The sequence below is a fragment of the Halorientalis pallida genome, assembly GCF_049605515.1.
GTDB lineage: Archaea > Halobacteriota > Halobacteria > Halobacteriales > Haloarculaceae > Halorientalis > Halorientalis pallida_A.
In genome coordinates this window covers 3,114,281-3,135,335 of record NZ_CP187158.1, presented here as the reverse complement: position 1 = coordinate 3,135,335, position 21,055 = coordinate 3,114,281, and the positions used below count along the sequence as shown (strand labels likewise).

18 protein-coding genes are annotated in these 21,055 nt (G+C 63.4%); 14 read left to right on the top strand and 4 right to left on the bottom strand.

Features of this window, described 5'->3' with window-relative positions:
• Positions 1–36: 36 nt before the first annotated feature.
• From ACOZ4N_RS17800 to ACOZ4N_RS17790, 3 genes are read left to right on the top strand one after another with little or no spacing between them, the layout of a single operon-like run.
• Positions 37–951, top strand: a complete 915-nt coding sequence (locus ACOZ4N_RS17800) for an ATP-binding cassette domain-containing protein (RefSeq protein WP_424017703.1) — start codon at positions 37–39, stop codon at positions 949–951.
• Positions 948–1,757, top strand: a complete 810-nt coding sequence (locus ACOZ4N_RS17795; RefSeq protein ID WP_424017702.1) for an ABC transporter permease subunit — start codon at positions 948–950, stop codon at positions 1,755–1,757. Before ACOZ4N_RS17800 ends, ACOZ4N_RS17795 begins: the two co-directional genes overlap by 4 nt.
• Positions 1,754–2,572, top strand: a complete 819-nt coding sequence (locus tag ACOZ4N_RS17790; RefSeq protein ID WP_424017701.1) for an ABC transporter permease — start codon at positions 1,754–1,756, stop codon at positions 2,570–2,572. The genes ACOZ4N_RS17795 and ACOZ4N_RS17790 overlap by 4 nt, the downstream gene beginning before the upstream one ends.
• 67 nt (positions 2,573–2,639) lie before the next feature.
• On the opposite strand, the gene ACOZ4N_RS17785 is transcribed toward ACOZ4N_RS17790, so the two are convergent.
• The gene (locus ACOZ4N_RS17785; RefSeq protein WP_424017700.1) at positions 2,640–4,763 is read right to left on the bottom strand and encodes a hypothetical protein; all 2,124 of its coding nucleotides are present in this window, start codon (positions 4,761–4,763) and stop codon (positions 2,640–2,642) included.
• 163 nt (positions 4,764–4,926) lie between these two features.
• On the opposite strand from ACOZ4N_RS17785, the gene ACOZ4N_RS17780 reads away from it, so the two are divergent.
• From ACOZ4N_RS17780 to ACOZ4N_RS17765, 4 genes are all read left to right on the top strand, one after another.
• Positions 4,927–6,366 (top strand): exopolysaccharide biosynthesis polyprenyl glycosylphosphotransferase, encoded by a 1,440-nt coding sequence (locus tag ACOZ4N_RS17780; protein ID WP_424017699.1) that lies wholly within the window; start codon positions 4,927–4,929, stop codon positions 6,364–6,366.
• A gap of 90 nt (positions 6,367–6,456) precedes the next feature.
• Positions 6,457–8,007: an alkaline phosphatase family protein gene (locus ACOZ4N_RS17775; RefSeq protein WP_424017698.1), complete on the top strand. Its 1,551-nt coding sequence runs from the start codon at positions 6,457–6,459 to the stop codon at positions 8,005–8,007.
• Entirely contained in the window at positions 8,004–8,966 is a 963-nt protein-coding gene (locus ACOZ4N_RS17770) for a DUF2334 domain-containing protein (protein WP_424017697.1), read from the top strand. The genes ACOZ4N_RS17775 and ACOZ4N_RS17770 overlap by 4 nt, the downstream gene beginning before the upstream one ends.
• On the top strand, positions 8,963–10,090 hold the full coding sequence (locus tag ACOZ4N_RS17765; RefSeq protein ID WP_424017696.1) for a glycosyltransferase family 4 protein: 1,128 nt from the start codon (positions 8,963–8,965) through the stop codon (positions 10,088–10,090). Before ACOZ4N_RS17770 ends, ACOZ4N_RS17765 begins: the two co-directional genes overlap by 4 nt.
• Before the next feature lie 157 nt (positions 10,091–10,247).
• Here the strand turns inward: ACOZ4N_RS17765 and ACOZ4N_RS17760 are convergent, their stop codons facing one another.
• The 3 genes from ACOZ4N_RS17760 to ACOZ4N_RS17750 all read right to left on the bottom strand — a co-directional run bounded on the left by ACOZ4N_RS17760 (position 10,248) and on the right by ACOZ4N_RS17750 (position 13,961).
• Complete coding sequence (locus ACOZ4N_RS17760; protein ID WP_424017695.1) at positions 10,248–11,432, bottom strand: glycosyltransferase family 4 protein; 1,185 nt, start codon at positions 11,430–11,432, stop codon at positions 10,248–10,250.
• Between the two features lie 59 nt (positions 11,433–11,491).
• Entirely contained in the window at positions 11,492–12,781 is a 1,290-nt protein-coding gene (locus ACOZ4N_RS17755) for an O-antigen ligase family protein (RefSeq protein ID WP_424017694.1), read from the bottom strand.
• A 163-nt stretch (positions 12,782–12,944) separates the two neighbouring features.
• The gene (locus ACOZ4N_RS17750) at positions 12,945–13,961 is read right to left on the bottom strand and encodes an NAD-dependent epimerase/dehydratase family protein (RefSeq protein ID WP_424017693.1); all 1,017 of its coding nucleotides are present in this window, start codon (positions 13,959–13,961) and stop codon (positions 12,945–12,947) included.
• 142 nt (positions 13,962–14,103) lie between these two features.
• Between ACOZ4N_RS17750 and ACOZ4N_RS17745 the strand changes: the two genes are divergently transcribed.
• The 7 genes from ACOZ4N_RS17745 (at position 14,104) to ACOZ4N_RS17715 (ending at position 21,052) form a co-directional block, all read left to right on the top strand.
• A complete protein-coding gene (locus tag ACOZ4N_RS17745; RefSeq protein WP_424017692.1) occupies positions 14,104–15,204 on the top strand; it encodes a glycosyltransferase in 1,101 nt (366 codons plus the stop codon).
• Positions 15,205–15,297: 93 nt separating this feature from the next.
• Positions 15,298–16,017: a hypothetical protein gene (locus ACOZ4N_RS17740; protein ID WP_424017691.1), complete on the top strand. Its 720-nt coding sequence runs from the start codon at positions 15,298–15,300 to the stop codon at positions 16,015–16,017.
• Entirely contained in the window at positions 16,014–17,036 is a 1,023-nt protein-coding gene (locus ACOZ4N_RS17735) for a methionyl-tRNA formyltransferase (RefSeq protein ID WP_424017690.1), read from the top strand. Before ACOZ4N_RS17740 ends, ACOZ4N_RS17735 begins: the two co-directional genes overlap by 4 nt.
• Before the next feature lie 53 nt (positions 17,037–17,089).
• A complete protein-coding gene (locus ACOZ4N_RS17730) occupies positions 17,090–17,677 on the top strand; it encodes an acyltransferase (RefSeq protein WP_424017689.1) in 588 nt (195 codons plus the stop codon).
• 4 nt (positions 17,678–17,681) lie between these two features.
• Entirely contained in the window at positions 17,682–18,677 is a 996-nt protein-coding gene (locus ACOZ4N_RS17725; RefSeq protein ID WP_424017688.1) for a Gfo/Idh/MocA family protein, read from the top strand.
• Positions 18,674–19,771 (top strand): DegT/DnrJ/EryC1/StrS family aminotransferase, encoded by a 1,098-nt coding sequence (locus tag ACOZ4N_RS17720; RefSeq protein WP_424017687.1) that lies wholly within the window; start codon positions 18,674–18,676, stop codon positions 19,769–19,771. Before ACOZ4N_RS17725 ends, ACOZ4N_RS17720 begins: the two co-directional genes overlap by 4 nt.
• 90 nt (positions 19,772–19,861) lie before the next feature.
• Positions 19,862–21,052 carry a hypothetical protein gene (locus ACOZ4N_RS17715; protein WP_424017686.1) on the top strand — a complete coding sequence of 397 codons (1,191 nt, stop codon included), beginning with the start codon at positions 19,862–19,864 and terminating at the stop codon, positions 21,050–21,052.
• Positions 21,053–21,055 lie beyond the last annotated feature (3 nt).

Here is a 21,055-nt window from a genome sequence, read left to right as displayed (position 1 = left end):
CGCGCTTTTATTTCGGTGCCGGCCGCCGACGGACGTATGGCCGCCATCGAAGCGACGGAGGTATCGAAACGGTACGGGACGGTGGTCGCCCTGGACAGGGTCGACCTCACCGTCGCCGAGGGGGAGATCTTCGGCTTTCTCGGGCCCAACGGTGCGGGCAAGTCCACGTTCATCAACGTCCTGCTCGACTTCGTGTCGCCCAGCGACGGGTCGGTCGAGATCTTCGGCCACGACTGTCACGCGGAGGGCGTCGCGGCCCGCGAGCGCATCGGCGTCCTCCCGGAGGGGTACTCGGTGTTCGAGCGCCGCACCGGTCGCCAGCACATCGAGTACGCCATCCGCTCGAAGGAGGTCGACGACGACCCCGCCGAGATCCTGGATCGGGTCGGACTCGACCCCGCAGACGCCGAACGAGAGGCCAGCGACTACTCGAAGGGGATGGCCCAGCGCCTGGTACTGGGGATGGCGCTGGTCGGCGAACCGGACCTCCTCTTGCTCGACGAGCCCACCACCGGACTGGACCCCAACGGGGCCGCCGAGATGCGGGACATCATCCGCGAGGAGAACGAACGCGGCGCGACGGTCTTCTTTTCCTCGCACATCCTCGAACAGGTCGAGGCGGTCTGTGACCGCGTGGGCATCCTCCAGGACGGCGAACTCGTCGCCGTCGACACCATCGAGGGCCTCCGGGAATCGCTGGGCGGGGGCACCAAACTCGTCATCACGGTCGACAACATGGAGAACGGGACGCTGGACTCGGTCAGGGAGATCCAGGGCGTCGAGACGGCCGTCGAGCGCGAGGAGTCGACGCTGGAGGTGACCTGTACGAACGACGCGAAGATGGACATCCTCGTCGAGTTGCACGACGCGGGCGTCGACGTGGTGAACTTCCGGACCGAGGAAGCCTCGCTGGAAGACATGTTCATCGAGTACACCGGGACGAACCGATGAGCTGGACGGTAATCGCGCGCCAGGACTGGGCGCTGACGGTCGGTGAGCGCTCGACGAAGTACCTGTTGGGCCTGCTCGGGTTCGTGGTCGTCGTCACGGCGTACGTCTACCCACTCGGCGGCCCGGGGCCACACACGACCGGACGGTTCGCCGGGACCGTCCACGGGAGCCTGACGACGCTGGTTCCCATCGTCGGCGTCCTGCTGGGGTACAACGCGGTCGTGAGCGAACGGGAGTCCGGGGCGCTCCGACTCTCGCTGTCCTTGCCCCACAGCCGGGCCGATGTCGTCTTCGGGAAGTTCCTCGGCCGGACCGCTGTGGTCGCGGTCGCCCTGGTCGCCGCCCTCGCCGTTGCCGGCTTCCTCGTGGTCTACCCGTTCGGCGAACTCGAACCCCTCCGGTACCTCGTCTTCGTCGTCTTCACTGTGTGGTTCGCCGGGATCTGGACGGGCATCGGGATCGCGACATCCATCGCCGCGGCCACCAAGCGGCGCGCGCTCGTCATCGCACTGTTCGTCTTCTTCGTGTTCGTGATGCTGTGGGACACCGTCGACAGCGGCGTCACACTGCTGTTGAACTTCCTCGACCTCGTCGACGGCGAATTGCCCGACCCCCTGCAGTTCTACTTCGGCCTCGAACCCGGTCGAGTCTTCGGCCGGCTCACCGACGGCTTCGTCGATCCGAGCGCCACCGTCGAGGGAGCCTGGTACCTGAGCGAGTGGGCCGCGCTGGTCCTGTTCGCGCTGTGGCTCGTGGGGCCGTTGGGACTCGCCTACCGGCGGTTCGCCCGGAGGGATCTGGCATGAGCTGGCGCGTGATCGCCAGCGAAGACGCCCGCAACGCCGCCCGCTCGAAGACGACCTGGCTCGCGGCCGGGCTCACCGTCGTCGCCGTCCTCGGCTACGTCGTCGCCCACGACTACGTCGGCGAGCCGGCCTTCCCGGCGTTCGTCGCGGGACTGGCCGGCGTCGTCGGCGTCCTCCTCCCGGCGGTCGCGATCCTGCTCGGCTACAAGTCCATCGCCGACGACCGCACGAGTGGGCGACTCACTCTCACGCTCTCCCTGCCCCACTCCCGGCGCGATCTGGCAGTCGGAACGTTCGTCAGCCGCGCGGTCGTGGTCCTCATGCCGGCCCTGCTCGCGCTCGTCGTCGCCGGTGTCGTGGGTGCCGTCCGCTTCGGCACCGAAGGCGTGCTGTGGTACCCGTGGTTCCTCTTCGCGACCGTGCTCTTCGGGGCCGCGTTCGTCGGCTTTGCCGTCGGGCTCTCGATGTCGACGACCGCCGACCGCTGGATCACGCTCGGTGGGCTGGGCGGCTACCTGCTCCTGGTCACCTTCTGGGGCGGCCTCCAGTCGGCGGTGCTGGTCGTCCTCCACCGCTTCGACTTCGAGGTCCTGCAGGACATGCCCGACTGGGCGTTGCTCTTCCGGATGATTGAGCCCGGCGAGGCCTACGCCCGGCTCGTCCGCGCCGGGTTCGACGTGGATCTGGCTGGACTGTACGTGGCCGAGGGCGCACCTCCCTACGTGAGCGCGCCGGCGGCACTCGTGCTGTTGGTGGCGTGGGCAGTCGTCCCGCTCGCGGTCGGGTATCGGCGGTTCCGGGCGTTCGATCTCTGAACCGGCCCGAACTCGTCAGCATCGAGTCAGAGATCGTCGCGGCCGAACCGAGCACCCACGTGACGGACTAGATGGCCACCGGGAGCCAGTCGGCGAGCAGTCGGGCGACCGGCAGGGCGTAGTCGGCGTACTGGAAGTAGACGAGCCCAGTGAACAGCAGGAACAGCGTCGTCAGTGCGGCGGGCAGGGCGAGGGCGACAGCCCCGATTCGGCCGTCGAGGTCGACGAGACTCGCGGCGACCGCCCAGCCCGCGAGGAGGGCGGCACTCGCCAGATTGACCAGCGCGTGCAGTTGCATCGCCTCGCCGAGTGCGAGGCCGAGCCAGAGAGTGGCGGCCAGGAAGCCGAGACCACCCACGACGAGGGTGCCAGCGTACGCGCCGGCGATCCAGCGCAGGTCGGTACGGACGACGCTGTGGACGCAGCGCAGTCGAGCGACGCCGTACAACCCGAGCGGAACGATGGGGACGAGATACCGGACGGTGATCTGTGCGTGAGTCGGGAGTCGTGAGATGTTCACGATAGCGAAGACCGTCACGATGGCAATTACCAATAGATCCGTCTGGCGTTCCGGTCGAGCGATTCCGGACCGAATCGCTTCCGGGTCCGGGAGCGCAGCCACTCCACGGGCACCCACCGCAACCGTGCCAGCCAGTCCAGCCAGCAGCGGTGTCGTCTCCAGAACCGTGAGTTCGATTGCCTCCTGTTGGTTCATCCGATAGTCGACATACTCCAACGAGATACGACCGCTACGGAGAAAGGTATGATAGAGTCGGTCAGATTCGGCTGTGAGCATGTTCAACCCTTCCTCGAAGAAGATCCATCCGCGCGCAATCGCCCCTACCACCCCATCGATGGCGGTTGTGAGAAGGCCAACCAGCACCGTTACCAGTGCGACGAGTGGCGCGAGCGGTGACGTCTCGCCGTCTGTCCCACCGGGCGGCGACCGCTCGGCCGTGGCCGGTGTTTCGGTACCATCGGCACTCACGGTCGGTGGCGGCGTCGCTGTTTCCCCATCGGATGTCGGCTCGGATCCCCCGCCACCTGGTGTCGAGCCAGCTGTCCCATCACCGGCCTGTGGCGTCTGTGCCGTGGAGCGGTCACCCGATCCGCCACCGCCGACAGCTGGATCGTCTGCGGTTGGGGGCTCGACCTGTCCGTAGTACGGTTCGAGTGACCGTGGCGGCCCGAAAGGGTCCCCCGAGATGGCGTAGTTCGTCGCGATGAACGGTCCGAGAGCGACGAGGAAGACGACGGCGATGATCGCCAGCGATCGCGGAGTGTTCGAGGGAGCAGTGAGCAGATCCACCGGAACCAGCACGGCGAAGACAGCCAGCGCCTCCAGTGGGTGGACCCAAGCGAGTAACGCGACGCTGATATATGGGACGACGCGAGCAGCCAAAGCCAGTCGCTGCGAGTCGTGTTCGCGGGCGAAATAGAAGCCCGTAACGGCGACGACGACCGCGAGCGTCGAAAGCACGTGTCGCTTCGGGAGTGATGCCCAGAATCCGACAGCCGTGGCGACGACTGCCCCCAAGCCCGCGACTGTCCCGATCCGACGACCATGCATTCGTCCGAGGAGACGATAGAGAGTGACACCGACGAATGCAGTTGCTACCATTGTCGTGAGCTGCAGAGCGACGAAGGGGAGCCAGCGAGTGTCGAGCGGTGTGGCGACGAAGAGCGACGACGCGAACGCCACCAGTCCAACGGCACAGCCGACGAGTGAACAGAGCCTGTGTCGGCCGAGGACTCTGCCAGTCTGATCCGCGAACGCAATTACGAGGAGACTCCACCCTCCGGCGAGAACGAGTCGGAGATCGAAAAGGATACTCGTCGCTTCGAGGACCCACAGGACGGGCAACGAGAGGACGGCGTGGCCGTAGTTACGGCCGTAGATCGTCCCATCGGTGATCCAGAACCCTGGCTGTGATTCGTAGTTCAACGAGTAGACGATTTCCTTGATGACGAGGTTGCCATCTGCGACGTTGACGAGCGTATTCGCGATTGCATAGCTGTCCGTGATGAACACCCCGATCCGCCAGTAGACAGCGACGAACGTCAGTCCAGCCAGGAAGACGACGAACCCGAGTCGGTCGCCAAAGAGCGCGCGACCAGCACGTCGGACCCGCAACCCGACCGCCTCAGTGAGTTGCCGTCGGTCAGTTCCCAGCACCCAAGCGAGCGTCACAACCTCCTCTCGGTCGGCCGAAAGTAAGAGGGTGTTCCCGATTTCAGGAGTCGTCTCCCGACACAGTATGATTATTTCATACCCTTACCGTCAAAAATACCGTCGTACAGGAGTATGACGCTGGTCGCAGAGCTTATATTTGGAGGTCGGTTTATCAGGAGCAATGGCAATGGGCTGGCGGTACCGGGTCGCGAGCGTCGGTGGGACCGCTGGCCTCACCGCATTCGCGGTCTGGTTCGTCAACTACCCACTGATTCAGCGAGCATTCGCGACGATTCCATACTTCGGGCGGCCGGCACCGGCGGTGCTCACGAACGGCGACCTGATATTCGCCGTTTCGACGACGTTGCTCGTGACGCTCGCCGCAATGTGGCCGCTGTTTAAACCCCGACCGCGCCGGGTTCTCGATACGGTGCTGATCACCCAGAAGCGCGTCGTCCTCGCGATGGTCGGGCTGGCGGCGCTGGGCTATTTCAACTACGACTACCGACTCCCCCGGTCGACGCTCATGCTGGCGACGGGGTTTCTACTCGTCTGGTTGCCGGCCTGGACCGTGGCGATTCGGCGACGCCCCACCGAACAGTCGCGGGCGATAATCGTCGGCGACGACCCCGTCGCCATGGAGGCACTGCTGGAGGCGACCGACCTGCCCATTCTGGGGTACGTCTCGCCGCCATCGTCGTACGAGGCCACGGACGAAGCGGTCACCAGGTCACCCGAACTCTCCGACGGTGGCGCGGTCACCGCACGCTTGGACGAGCTCACGAACCTCGGTGGCCTCTCGCGTCTCGACGAAGTCCTCGTGCGACACGAGATCGACACTGCGCTGCTGGCCTTCACCGACGCCGACCGTGCGGAGTTTTTCGGGACGCTGGACACCTGTTACGAACACGGTGTGACGGCGATGGTCCACCGGGACCACGCCGACGACGTACTGACGGCGAGTCTGTCGGGGAGAGACCTCGTCGAGGTCGACCTCGATCCGTGGGACTGGCAAGACTACGTGGTCAAGCGACTGTTCGACATCTGCTTTGCGGCCACCGGCCTGTTGCTCCTCTCGCCGGTTATCGTCGCCATCGCAGTGGCGATCAAACTCGACAGTCCCGGCCCGGTGCTGTACAACCAGCGACGCACCGCCGAATTCGGCGACACGTTCACCGTCTACAAGTTCCGGAGCATGATCCCCGAAGCCGAGGCCGAAACCGGCGCGAAACTCTCCGAAGAGGACAGAGGTGACCGGGACCCGCGCGTGACCAGCGTCGGTCGGTTCCTTCGGCAAACCCACCTCGATGAAATCCCACAGCTGTGGTCGATCCTGGTCGGCCACATGAGCGTCGTCGGGCCCCGCCCCGAGCGACCGGAACTCGACACCGATATGGAGTCGGGGGCCGAGGACTGGCGGAGCCGCTGGTTCGTCAAACCGGGTCTCACCGGCCTGGCACAGATCAACAACGCGACCGGTCACGACCCGCGCGAGAAACTGCGATACGACATCCGATACATCCGAAACCAGTCGTTCTGGCTAGATCTGAAAATCGTCGTTCGACAGCTCTGGACCGTGGGTACCGACGCGCTTTCCGCGTACCGTGACGCCGACGAATAGCGGCGACCTGGTACCGCCACCGGCGGCGTGTTCGGGACGGCCGTCCGGTGGGACGCAAACCCTAATGTCGTCGGCGCGAAACCCGGGGCTGTGACGACGGTTACGCTCGGACTGGACGGCGGAAGCTTCGAACTCATCGAGCCCTGGTTGCGGGAGGGCGACCTCCCGAACGTCGAGCGTATCCGCAGTGAAGGGACTGGCGGCGACATGCGGAGCTGTCTCCCGCCCGTGACCTGCCCCAATTGGCAGTGTTACGCGACCGGACGCAACCCGGGAAAACTGGGCGTGTTCTGGTGGGAAGCGGTCGACCGGACGCGACAGGAGATCCGGAACACGAGTGCTATCGACAACTTCGACGGCCAGCCGTTCTGGAATCGCCTCGACGGTGATGTCGCGGTTCTCAACCTCCCGACGAGCTACCCACCGCCGGCAATCGACGGCATCCACGTCGCCGGTGGGCCGGGGGCCGAACAGACCGGGTTCACGACCCCCGAGTCCCTGGAAGCGACGCTGAAAGCGGAGTACGACTACCAGGTCCACCCGGAACAGATCTCGCTACTCTCGAAAGACGATCCCGACAGCCCCTGTGTGGACGAGATCTACGAGTTGATAGACCAGCGGTTCGACGTCCTCCTCGCGGAACTCGCGTCCGGCGACTACGAGTACGTCCACCTCACCGTGTTCTACCTGAACATGCTCCAGCACTTCTACTGGGACGACGAGGTGGTCAAAGACGCCTGGCGACGGATCGACGCCCGCATCGGTGACCTGCTGGCCGCCGACGAACTCGACCGGCTCCTGATAATGTCCGACCACGGATCCAACGAGATCCGGACGGAGTTTCACATCAACACGTGGCTCGAACGAGAGGGGTACCTCGTCACCACGGACAGCACGACGGACTGGCTGTCGCGGCTGGGCGTCACACGCGAACGCGTTCGGCCCCTGCTCGGCAAACTGGGCATCGAGTGGTGGTTGCGGCGATTCGTTCCGGACCGCGTGCAAGACATGCTCCCCGCAGCGGACGGACGAATCAAAAAGAGTGGCAAGGAGTCGGTCGTCGACTGGGACCGGTCGACGGCCGTCGCCAGTGGGCAGGGACCGCTGTACGTCCTCGCCAAGGATCCGAGCGAGCGTGAACGGATCCGCGAGGAACTCGTCGAAGCCCTCGGCGGGCTGACCGACGACTCCGGGAACCCAGTGATCCGCGAAGCGCTCCCGGCATCGGCGGTCTACGACGGCCCACACGTCGCCGACGGTCCCGACGTGGTTCTCAGACAGGCACCGAACGTCCACGTCGACGGCAGTATCGGGGCCGACGACGTGTTCGGCGAACCGGAGACGTGGCGCGGGGAGAACAAGGAGACGGGGCTGTTCATGGCGTACGGCGACGAGTTCGTCACCGACATGTTCCCCGACGACATGCACATTCTGGACATCGCCCCTACAGTGTTGCACCTGCACGGCGAGGCCGTCCCGAGCGCACTCGACGGCACCGTCCGGACCGAGCTGTTCGCACCCGACTCCGAGCCCGCGAACCGCGATCCCACGCGGGTCTCCATCCGCGAGCAGTCGGATCGGACGACCCCGGCGGACGCGGGCGGCGTCAGCGACCGGCTCGAAGATCTCGGGTACCTATGAGCAGGCCGGGCGTCTTCGTCGTCTCGCTGGATACCGAACTCGGCTGGGGACAGTTCGACACCACCGACATCGAGGCCGAGCGCGCCACCTTCGAGGAGACACCAGCAGTCGTCGACGACCTCCTCAGGCTGTTCGACCGTCACGAGATTCCCGTGACCTGGGCGCTGGTGGCTCACCTGCTCACCGAGTGTGGTGGCGTCCACGACGAACCGGCGCCCGATTTCGAGTGGGCCGACTGGATGGCCGAGTTGCCCTGCCGGACCGGCGTCGACTCGGATCTGTGGTACGCCCCCGAGATCCTGGACGCGATCCGGGCGGCGACGGTCGACCACGACATCGGACTGCACGGATACACACACATGATCCTCGGGGCGGACGATTGCTCGAAACCAGCCGCCGAGGCGGAGGTCGACAGAGCACTCGACATACTACAGACCGCTGGCGTCGATCCGGACAGTTTCGTCTACCCGCGCAACGCGGTGGGCCACCGGGACGTACTCGCCGCCCGCGGGATCGACACGTACCGTGGCGTCGACGACCGCTGGTTCGAGCGCGACATCGTGCCCGAACTGGCAAAACCAGGACTCCGGTACCTCGACGAGGCGGCGCGGATCACACCCCCGACGGTCACGCCGTCCCGACGACAGGGACTCGTCGAGATCCCGGGCTCACAGGTGTTCCGCCCGTATCACGGTGGCTGGCAGTACACGCCGCGTCACTCCCAGCGAGACCGGGCGAAGAAGGGGCTCCAGCGAGCGGCCGAGACGGGAGAGATCTTTCACCTGTGGTTCCACCCGTGTAATCTGGCCGGCGATCCCGACGCGCTCCTCTCGGAACTCGATGCCGTACTCGCCACTGCGGCCACCCTCCGCGACGCGGGCGAGCTCGACGTGCTGTCGATGGCAGAGGTCGCGACTGCCTTCCGAGACGGTCGCTGGCAGGAGCGTGACGACCCATGAGCGACGCGACTGTCATGCATCTCATTACCCGGTATCTCGACGGCGGTGCCGAGACCACGACGGACAACGCACTCGACACGCTCCGCGATGCCGACGCGGACTACGAGATCCACCTCGGCACCGGGGCAACGCACGATCCCGACCGCCTCGCCGACGCCCGCGCCAACGGGATCGAGACCGTCGTCTTCCACGCACTGCGCCACTACAATCCGCTCGGAGCGTTGCTCTCCGTGTTCACTATCGCGTGGTACCTCCGTCGCCACGACGTCGACATCCTCCATACCCACAGCACGGAAGCTGGAATCGCCGGCCGCTGGGCGGGTGTTCTCGCACGGACACCAGTGGTCGTCCACGAGATCCACGGCGACCCGATCGCGGACGACCATCACCCGCTGTTGAACGCGTTCGTGCTGGCCGCCGAACGGATCAGCGCCCGGGTCACCGACCGCCTGATCGTCAAGTCCGAACGGATCCGTGAGACGTTTCTGGATCGAGGCATCGGCCGCCCCGAGCAGTACGAGTTGATCTATCACGGCGTCGATGTCGAACGGTTCCAGTCACAGGGCGACAGCGTGCCTGCCGAGGCCACTGCCGACGACACGCTCCAGTTACTGTTCGTGGGTCGGTTGGCGACGGGGAAGGGACTCGACGACCTGTTGGACGCCGTCGAGCGGCTGGATGGGGTCGAATTGCGGATCGCGGGCGACGGACCGCTGTCGGAGCGACTGGCGGCGGAGATCGAGCGCCGGGACCTCCCCGCCGAGTTGCTCGGGTACCGCGACGACATCCCCGAACTGCTGGCCGCCGCCGACGTACTCGTGCTGCCGTCATACCGCGAGGGGACGCCCCGCGTCGTCACGGAGGCCCTCGCCGCCGGGACACCGGTCGTCGCGACGAACATCGCCGGCATCCCCGAACAGGTCGCCGACGGTGAGACCGGCTATCTGATAGAACCGGGTGACATCGACGCGCTCGTCGCGCGACTGGAATCCCTCGGCGACCCCGAACGACGGCGGCAGTTCGGAGCGCGTGCCGGCGAGCGGGTCGCACAGTTCTCGGTCGAGACAGCGAGTCAGCGCTACCGGGAACTGTACCGCGAGTTGCTACGAGAGATAGAGAGATAAAAACACCTCTCCGGGCATCTCCACAACCTTGTTTAGAGAACCACCTGACAGTCTGGGATATGTTTATCGAAGTGAATAATTACGCAGAACGTCTGTCAGAGCGGCGGCTTTACCCGAGGCGGCAAACAGCAATCCCGACAGGATGTTACGCTCGTAGTCACTCGGTTCCGTGGTGAGATTCTCGGCGGGCGACTGCCTCGTCGTCTATCGCGTCGACGATGGTCCGAAACCGAGTCTCCCAACTGTGGTCCAGCGCGTGCTGCCGGGCCGCGGTGGCGAGGCGCTCCCGGAACGCGTCGTCGGTGGCGAGGCGTTCGATGGCGTCGGCCATCGCCGTCGGGTCTTCGGGGTCAACCAGCAGCGCGTCGTCACCGTCGGCGAGGATGTTCCGGTGAGCCGTGATATCCGTGGCGACGACCGGCAGGCCGAGTGCGAGGTACTCGTAGATTTTCGCGGGTGAACTCACCTCGAACCCGTCGAGCGGCGGCAGCGGTGAGACCGCACAGTCACACCGTCCGACCGCCGCGGGTACCTCCTCGTGTGGAACGTACCCCTGCCACACCAGTTCGTACGACCCGTCGGCTCTGGCTTCCAATTCGGCCCGATACGCGTCGTCGATGGAGCCGTACAACTCGAAGACGAGCTGCTCCTGTACCGCCTCGGGAAGCGCGTTCAGCGCATCGACGACTGTCTCCAGTCCCCGGTGTTCGCGCATCGACCCGAGGTAGCAGAGGTGGAACCGCTCACTCTGTGTATCGACGGGTGCGAACGCCGTCGTGTCGACGCCCAGCGGGACGAGCCGAATCTTCTCCTCGGGGAGGTCAAAATTCGCCACGAGATTCCGTTTCAGTGGCTCACTGAGCGCGAACACGACATCGGCCCGATGGAGAGCAATCGTGTGGGCTTCGCGAGCCAGCACAGCGAACACGTCGTAAAACAGCGTATCCGGATTGAACTCCTTGGGCTGTTCGTACGGGTCCACGCGGAGGTCATAGAGGACCGTCGCGTCGGTCAATACCCCGAGAAGCAGCGGTGGGACGATTACGTTCCGGTAGGCGTAGACGACCGTCGGGCGGTGTTTGCGAGCGAGGACGAGTATCCACGGCACCAGAAACACGTTCATCAACAGGAGCGTCCAGAACCCACCGGACCCGACGCGATGTGTCTCGGCGTCGCCGACACCCGAGGAGAGCGGGGCGAAGAGGTGTGTCGGCCCGCGGTCGGCAAAGAACTTCGCGACGTAGTGGGCTTCGGTCGTGCCCTGCACCGTCGAGAGATCGTGGGTAGAAAAGAGGAACACGGTCGGATCGGTGTCGTCTTGCTGTGAGAGCGCGCGAGTCATGATAATCCGACGATCAGGTCGGTTGAGTCGACAGGATGGACTCGTGTGAAGGTGACGGTTCAGTCCTGAGGGGCGGTATCGGCAGTATCGAGATCCGCTCCAGCTCTCGACTCCCCACCCGACTCGGATCGCGAAGGCGGCGCGAATTCGGCATCGGAACCGGTGATGACGTACCCGAACAGGATCGCCGAGAGTACGGACTGGGTAGCGAGTCCGAAAATGGAGAATCCGACCCAGATCTGATGGAATGCGATAATCGTCGTGCCGGCGATCAGACTGATCTTCGCCGGCCCAGTGGCTCGAAACGAGAGTCGGATCGCCGACAGTGTCAGCAGGACGTACGCGACGGCACCGACGAACCCAGTCGTCAGCAACATTCTGGCGTAGGAGTTGTGTGTTGCCGCAACCCCATCCGGGGGCGCGTAGGGTGCGATGAAGGCCATGTGATTGCCGAGGCCGACACCGAACAACGGGGAAGTCTCGATGGCTCGCCAGATGCCGAGCCAGATGAGTTCTCTGTCCCTCAGATTGAGGGTCGCGATAGGTTCAGGTCCCGGAAGGAAGCCAAGCGCCACAGCCAGCACGTAGACGAGAGAAGCGAGGAGCGTCCCGACGTACAGGCCGGTCATCCACCGTCCGAGTACTTTGTAGGACAGGTATACGCTGACGGTAATCCCGAGCGCGCCGGCTGCCGCACGGCTCCCCGTAAGATACGCTCCGAGGAAATTGATTCCGAGGACGCCCCACGCGACCCAGTCGCGCCAATCTCGTTCGATCTCGGCCAGCCCGCACGCAAAGCCCAGGCTGACCACGAACCCCATCGAGTTGGGATTGTCCATGATACTCGTGATAGGGTCGATTGTCGCTGGATCGATTACGAACAAGGGGAGATTGAGGTCGTAGACGTGTGGCGTGACAGTGATTCCGAACAACGAGTAGGTCCCGACGACGGCCGTCGGTATCCCGATCAGCGCGACCACGGCACTGACACGCGCCACCATCCAAATGAAGTCCTCGACGGCGAAGATTTTCGGGACGAAAAACAGGTACACCGAAGTTACGAGTGTGAACGTGATCGCCCGGACGAGTTCGTTGAGCGAGGGAGTCCCGAACAGCCCACCGGACAGCGCGTGGAAGACGAACACGGCGTAGATACTCATAAGGAGGATCGCAGTCGGCCTGTGGACCGTGATCTCCAGTTTCCGCTGTCGGAGCAGGAGATAGCCGACTGCGAGCAATGGGAGCGCCGTCAGCACGTAGGCGATCGAGTTCGGGAGCAGTGCGGACCGCGGCAGGAGTGCGAGGCCGACGATACACAGGAGGAGAAACCAGTGTGTCGTGCGAGTCATCGCGGCGCTCCCGACCTCACTCGCCGAGTCAGAGATACTCATGAGTTGACGACGGGAGCGCGTTTCGCGGCCGACGACGAACCAGCCACCGCCGACCACGACTGGCCGTGCGACCGACTGTCAGCCGCCGACCCATATCCCCGGACCGAGAGTGTGTCTGTCATTACCGCTCGTGCAGAAGCGTTTCCAGATTCTCGACGACGTACTCTTTGTCCCGGTTTTCGACGTACCAGTCGATGGTCTTGGCGAGTCCGTCCTCCAGCGAGTACTCCGGTTCCCATCCCAGCAGTTCCTCCGCACGTGTCGTATCGGCGGCACGGTGACGGACCCCTACGGGTTTGTCTTCCTGGTGATCGATCTCGTCGGGCCGCCAGTCGAGCTGGTCGAATATCGTCTCGGCGACCTCGTTGATGGAGATGTAGTCGCGAATCCCTGCGTTGACGGGCGTCCCGTCTTCGATTTTCTCGTTGGCGAGGACGAGTGCGCTGACGATGTCGTCGACGTAGGTGAAGTTCCGCGTCTGCTCGCCGTCACCCCAGATCTGGTAGGGGTCCTGCTCGGCGTAAGCCTTCGCGATAAGCGCGATGATCGCGTGCGTCTCGTTTTCGCGTGGCCCGTAAGCCGTGAAGATCCGAACTGCGCTGGCGTCGACACCGTACTGTTCGTGGAACGCCTGCAGCGAGCGTTCACCCATGAGTTTGGCCCAGCCGTACGCCTCGTCGGCGTAGGCTCCGCCACGTTCGTCGAACGAGACCATATCCTCGGAGAGCCGCTGGCGTTCCTGCTGGATGTCGGTGGGATATGTGCAGGCACTGGAGGCGAAGGTGATCTTGTCGACACCGTTCTCGACTGCCGTCTCGAAGACGATGTTGTCGAGAGCCATGTTCGTCGCACAGTTCGCCGGATAGTTCGAAATGTAGCCGCGTCCGCCGTGATCGGCAGCGAGGTGAAAGAGACGATCGATATCACGCGTGGCCTCCTCGGCGAAGGCCCAGTGTTTGAGATTGCCGTCGAGGACTTCGATGTCGTCACGGACGGCCGCGAGGTTCTTCGGTTTACCGCTCGAGAAGTCGTCAGCGACGCGGACGGACGCGCCGCGGTCGACGAGCGCCTCGACGAGATGACTGCCAATAAATGACGCCCCGCCTGTGACCAGTACGGTTTCGCCCTGATATCCCATGTTGATGGCTACTCTTCCGAGTCAGGTAACCCATATCTTTTGGTTCCGCCGCCGATACGTCGCGGGCCGTCCGACACCTCAGAGTCTGTCACCGTGAACGGTAGAATTTAACGACCGAGGGCCGTCAGCGAATTCACGGCGAATGAACACGTCACTGCTGATCTCGAACGTCGCCCCCGAGGACGCGGGGGACTCACCGGCGGGTCGTATCGAGAAAATCGCCACACAAAAGACATTACTCAGAGAGCACGGCTGGGAACAGATCATCGGCAAAATCACCCGCGGTCGGTACCTCCCACAGGGGATCGCTCATTGTCTCCGTCTCGGATACAAGCACAGCGTTGACGTAGTCCACTCAATCAGCGAACCGATACACCTCCACATCGCCGGGTTCGTCGTCAGCCGCGTACTCGGCGTACCATGGGTCGCCCACGCCCGCGACTCGATGGTCGTGAACAAACCGGGTGTCACACCGGGATCGACTGACGAACGACTCAGGGAGGTCGTCGAAGGGTTCGTTGCCAGGTTCGCCGACAGGGTCCTCTGGGACGAGAACGGAGCGATGATTCCGGAGGGGTACTTCGAACGGACCTACCCAGAGGTCAACCAGTCGAAGTTCGTACAACTGCCGAGTATCGGATTCGTCGCCGAGAAGTTCGACGGTGTCGCGCCGGCGACCTACGAGGAGCAAACGATCACGTTCGCCGGCAGTTTCTACGCCGGGTGGGGGGAACCGTTCGAGTTCTTCGACGGGCTCCAGCGCTACCTGGCCCGCGAGGACGCGGAATCAGTCACGTTCCACGTCTACGGCGAGTGGGGCGAGACCTATCAAGAAGCCTGTGAGGCCCGTGGTATTGAGGACCACGTAGTCCCACACGGCTGGGTCCCGCACGAAGAACTGGTGCCGCCCCTGAAGGGATCGGATATCCTGTTACACATCGGTGGCCGAGACCCACAGCACTCGGCCGGGATCGGGACTAAGGTCTACGACTACATCGGCGCACAACGACCGATTCTCGTCCTGGGAGACCCGTCCTTCCGCGTGGCGACAGTCGTTGAATCGAACGACCTCGGGGTCGTCGTTCCCGGTGACGATCCGGAAGAGGTCGCGACAGCCATCGACCACCTCCTGACCGAGTTTGAGTTCGATCCCGACAGTTCGGTCCGCCAAGAGTTTTCGCGTGAACACCGCATCGAGGCGCTCGCGCACGAACTCGACGAGGCGGTCGCCAACGCCACCTGACACGACCCGCTCATGGGGTTCCGAGATTCTAACATCAAAAATGATTCATAAAATCGAAGATTATATCCCAGACGACACGCGTATGGAGGGACGATGACCTCGTGTGGCTTTACCTTCGAACACTATCGTGATATCCTGACAAAAGCCGACGACAATTTCACTTTCTCAACATTTTCGGCGGACCCGGACGACACGAGACGGCTGTACCTCCGTCACGACATCGACGTGTCGGTTGAAAACGCGGTCGAGATGGCTCGAATCGAAGCCGAACATGGTGTCAAGTCGACATATTTCGTGGCAATCAACTCGCCGTACTACAACCTCCTGAACGACACACAGACCGAACGGCTCCGCGAGATAGCCGAACTGGGTCACACGGTCGGGCTCCACGTCGACGAGCGGGGTGCATACATGGACGGATTCGAGTCGGTCGAGACGGCCGTCGAGTCGATTTATGAGTTACTCTCGAGCGTTGTCGACATCGAGCGCGTACTCTCGTTTCATATGCCCTCGCAGTACGACTTCAACCAGCGTGAAGAGATCGGTGCGTTCAGAAACGCATATGCGACGAAGTACACCGACGGCGACCCGGTGAAGTACCTCTCCGACTCGAACCGACACTGGCGGGAGGGATGTTTCTGTGAGCATCTTGGAGAGCGATCAGCACATACCTATCAAGTACTCGTCCACCCGATCTGGTGGCACGAGACGCCGCTGAGCAACCGCGAACTCTACAGGAAACTCCAGGAGACCACCCAGGAAGGACTGAAGGTGAACCTCAAAGACGACATCGCAATCTTCGACGAGCTATGACTGAGGCGGGGCAGGACGCGACCGTGGGCGTGGCCGGCACCAAAATCTATACTCAGGACTGTCTGGACACGCTCCTTCGAGCGGGTCGCGGAATTGATTATCTAGTGACGCTCACTCCGAGTCAGGCGAGCGAGTATGGCGTTGCCGGCTACCAAGACCTGCGGCCGTTCGCCGAGACCCACGACATCCAGGTGTACCATCCGGAGGAGTACGGTCTCGGGACGGCGACCGACCGGGACGCGATCAAGGGAATGGATCTGGACGTATTACTGGTCACCGGATGGTCGCGTCTGGTCCCAGAACCGATCCTCGAATCGGTGTCAGCTGGCGCGATCGGCGCACACGGTAGTCCAGACGGACTCCCGAAAGGGCGCGGGCGAGCGGTGCTGAACTGGGCGCTCATCGAGGGCGAAACCGAGTTCGAGATCGCGACGTTTTTTTTGGAACCGGGGGTCGACGACGGCAACGTCATCGACACCACAACCTTCTCCGTGACCGAGTTCGACACCGCATCGACACTCAGATACAAGACGTGGATGGTCTATACGGACACCGTCCTAGAACACTTCGACGACATCGTTCGCGACGAGGTAGCGACGACACCCCAACCAGCGTCGGGGGCGACATACTACCCCAAACGGCGACCGGAGGACGGCGCGATCGACTGGAGCAAATCTGCCGTGTGGCTACACGCGTTCGTCCGTGCCCTCACCGATCCGTACCCGGGTGCCTTCACACACCTTGACGGCGACAGAGTGACTATCTGGGACGCACAGCCGTTCGACGACCGGTTGGACTTCAGTTCAGGGACCCCTGGTCGCGTGGTCAAGGTGTTCTGTGACGGTGAAATCCTGGTCGAAACCGGCGATTCGGCTCTGTTGGTGACCGACTTCGAGGGCGTCTCGCCGTCGGCCATCGAGCCAGGATCGGTCTTTCGATCGGTGCCACACGAAGAGACGCTAGGTGAGATCCGAACCCGGTATCCCGACTTCGTCGAGGACAATCAAAAAGAGATATAGACCAGATCTGCATACAGATTTAAGAGCAACCCACCAGTAGCGAGACGGAACCAATGGCGCTCGAAACAGGCGACGACTCTGCGGTTTCGCCACAGGCCGATGTCGGCCACGAGTATCAAGATGGATGTGAGCCGGCGAAGCTAGGGGACCGTGCAGTCGTCAGGTCTCACTCGATCATCTACGCTGACGTGTCGATCGGTGACGACCTGACGACCGGCCACCGGATCCTCGTACGGGAACACACCACCGTCGGTGACGACGCGATTATCGGGACAGACACCGTCATCGAGGGACACGTGACCGTCGGCGATAGAGTCACGATGGAAACGAACACCTATGTTCCGACCCACGTCGAGATCGGCGACGACGTGTTCTTCGGTCCTAACGCGGTGTTGACGAACGATCGATATCCACTCCGCCGCCGGGACGAGTACGAACCCGACGGACCGACGCTGGGAGACGGGGTCACGGTCGGTGCGAACGCCACGCTGCTCCCGGGCGTCGAGGTCGGTGAAGGGGCGATGATCGCTGCCGGTAGCGTCGTAACTGGAGACGTCCCGCCGTGGCATCTCGCAGTGGGCACACCAGCACGGACGGAACCGCTTCCGGAAGACCTACGTGAGCGAAACCGACGTAGGTGAGAGTATGGAGACGATATCCGTCGGTGTCGTCGGCTGTGGCAAGATCGCCGAACGCCACATCAACGCCTACGCGAAACTCGACGGCGTGGACGTGACGATCACCGACATTGACGAGAGCAAGCGGTCGGTCGCCGAAGAGTACGGCGTCGAGTGGTGTACTGATCCCGACACCCTGATCGAACGCGCCGATATCGACGCGATCGATGTCTGTGTCCCCGTCACCGCCCATGAAGACGTGATCAGCCAGTCGCTAGGTCACGACAAGGACGTCTTCTGTGAGAAACCACTCGCACGGACGACCGCGCAGGCGAGGCGGATCAGGGAGAAGGCCGATCAAACTGACAACATCGTAATGGTGGGGTATCTCTACCGATTCCACCCAGCTTTCCAGTTCGTCAAGGAGGTCCTAGATGAGCGGATCATCGGCTCGCCACACTACGCAATCTTCCGTGTCGGTGGCCGCGGCTCCCACCGCCCGTGGAAACACAAACAGGCCGCGGGCGGTGGCGTCGGTAACGAGATGCTCGTCCACATGCTCGATCTCGTATTCTGGTACTTCGGCGAGCCCCAGTCGGCCGAATCACTGCACACCGACACCATCCTGCGAGAACGCGAGATTGGCGGTGAGACTGTCCAGGCGGACGCCAACGACCTAGCGTTGCTCAACCTGGACATGAACGACGGGTTCTCCGTACTCTGCCAGAGCGACCTGCTCACGCCGTCGTACATGAACTACGTCGAAATCCACGGGAGTAACGGCTCTATCTTCACGACGATCCTCGATTACTTCCCGACGATCGTCTACTGTCAGGAGCGACGCGGAATCTACGATAAGGGGCGGAACGTCCGGGAGTTCGACCGCGTCGACCTGTTTGAGCGGGAACTCGATCAGTTCGTCGACTGCGTCCGGACCGGATCGAAACCGGAACTGAACGACGTGGCTGACTCCGTCGCAGTCAGAAGTATTATCGAATCGACGATCGAAGGCGAACCACGATGACCGACCGGATACCGATCGCCGACGTGCAGCTCTCGGACGCGGCCATCGGGGCGGCCGTGGACGTGCTCGAATCGGGCTATCTCAGACAGGGCGATCAGACGGCCGCCTTCGAGGCCGAGTTCGCGGACGCCGTCGGTGCCGACCACGCCATCGCGGTCAGTTCGGGGACGGCCGCCCTCCACGTCGCGTACCTGGCCGCCCTGGACGGCGGGGAGGTCGTCGTCCCGTCGTTCAGTTTCATTTCGACCGCGAGCATGGTCCACTACGCGGGCTGTACGCCCGTCTTCTGTGACATCGACCCCGAGACCTACACGATAGATGTCGAGGACGCACGTGCCCGCGTGACCGAGGACACCGTCGGCGTCGCACCGGTCCACCTGTTCGGCAACGCCTGTGACATCGAGGGCGTGATGGACCTCGCGGCCGACCACGACCTCCGGGTGTTCTGGGACGCCGCCCAGGCCCACGGCGCGACCTACGACGGCCGTGACATCGGGAGCTTCGACGACTTCGTCTGCTACTCGTTTTACCCGACCAAGAACATGACCACCGGCGAAGGCGGGATGATTACCACGAACGACGACGACCTCGCGGCGCACTGTCGGAACCTCCGGAGCCACTGGCAGACGGACAAGTACTACCACCCCGACCTGGGGTTCAACTATCGGATGACCGACATGGAAGCCGCCATCGGGCGCGTCCAGCTCGACCGTCTCCCGGAGTTCGTCGAGCGTCGGCAGGAACTGGCCGCCCACTACGACGAGCGACTCGCCGACGTCGACGGCGTGACGATCCCCCACGTCGACGACCGGGTGGGCCACTCGTACAACCAGTACTCGATCCTGCTGGACACCGACGCGCTCGGGTGTTCCCGCGACGAGTTCGCGGCCCGACTCGACGACCACGGCGTCGGGACACAGGTCAACTACCCGATCCCGCTCCACGAACAACCCGCCTTCGAGACCCACGACGTGTCCCTGCCGACCAGCGAACGGGTCGCGGACCGGATCCTCTCGCTGCCGATGTATCCGACGCTTTCAGAGGACGACGTCGAGACCGTCGCGGCCACCGTCCGGGCGGTCGCGACTGAGTGAGACTTCGACAGGACCATACCGATACCGACACCGACAGACACTGCCGATGAAGAAACGACAACCCCCGTTCGCCGGTAGGTGAGCAAAGAGATGGTACACATCGGACTTCTCGAAACGAACTACCACTCGCACATCCTGTACTATATCGCAAGAGTCGCCGACACGCCGGACTCGTCGGTCACCCTGTTTACCGTTCCCGAGATCGAAGAGAAGATCCGGGATCGAATCGAGGAGACGGGAGTGGCGGTTGAGTGGGTCGTCGCCGATCCCGACGAGAGCGAGCGGGCGTTTCTCGACCGGATCGAACCGATCTGTGAACGGACACTCGACGTACTGATCGTGAACACTATCTCCGGGCCGGCCCCGGAACTGTACAACTACATCCGATTCGACCCAGACTGTCCCAAACTGCTCTGGATCTACAACGTCAGGACGTGGCTGGAACCGAAGCTGTCGGTCCCACGCAACCTCAAGTCGTTTCTGGACTACAACTCACGGACGATCTGCAACCAATTGGTCCGCAGGAACTACGACGGCCTGCTCGTCCAGTACTCGCCGTGGAAGACCTACATCGAGCGCGAAACCGGGTACGACGGGCCGGTCTACGCGTTCCCGCGGATCTTCTACGAGAACGACGAGACGACGGCCGAGGCCGATGTGACCGCCGACCCTCCGACCACGGTCACCGTGCCGGGTGCGATCATCGACAAGCGTGACTACGACCTCGTGCTCGACGCCGTCGAGTCACGGTTCGACGCCGACGACCCCGTCGAACTCTGTCTGCTCGGCCGCCCGGGAACCGCGAGGGGTGAGACCGGCTACGGCGACCGGATCCTCGACCGCTGTGCCACGCTCGACGAACGGGGGTACGACGTGACCTACTACCGCGACTGGATCCCACAGTCAGAGTTCAACGAGTGGCTAGAGGCGTCCGACGTGATACTGAGTCCGGTCACGATTCCGAAAGAGCGGTACGGTTACACCGAGTTGCACGGCCAAACCACGGGGACGGGTGCAATCTTCGACGCACTGGGCTACGGGAAGCCGCTGATCCTCCCGGACGAGTACGTCGTCGGCGACGAAATCGAGGGACTCAGCCATCAGTACGGTACGGCGGACGCGTTCGGGGACCTGCTCGAACGGTTCGTGACCGACGAGGAGTTCCGCCTGTCGGCCAAACGAGCCGCGTTCAGGAACGGCCAGCGGTTCACCCTCGACAAACAGCAGGACCGGTTCGCCAGGATCCTCGATCGGTTCCTCGACGGCGTCGTGGACGCCTGATGG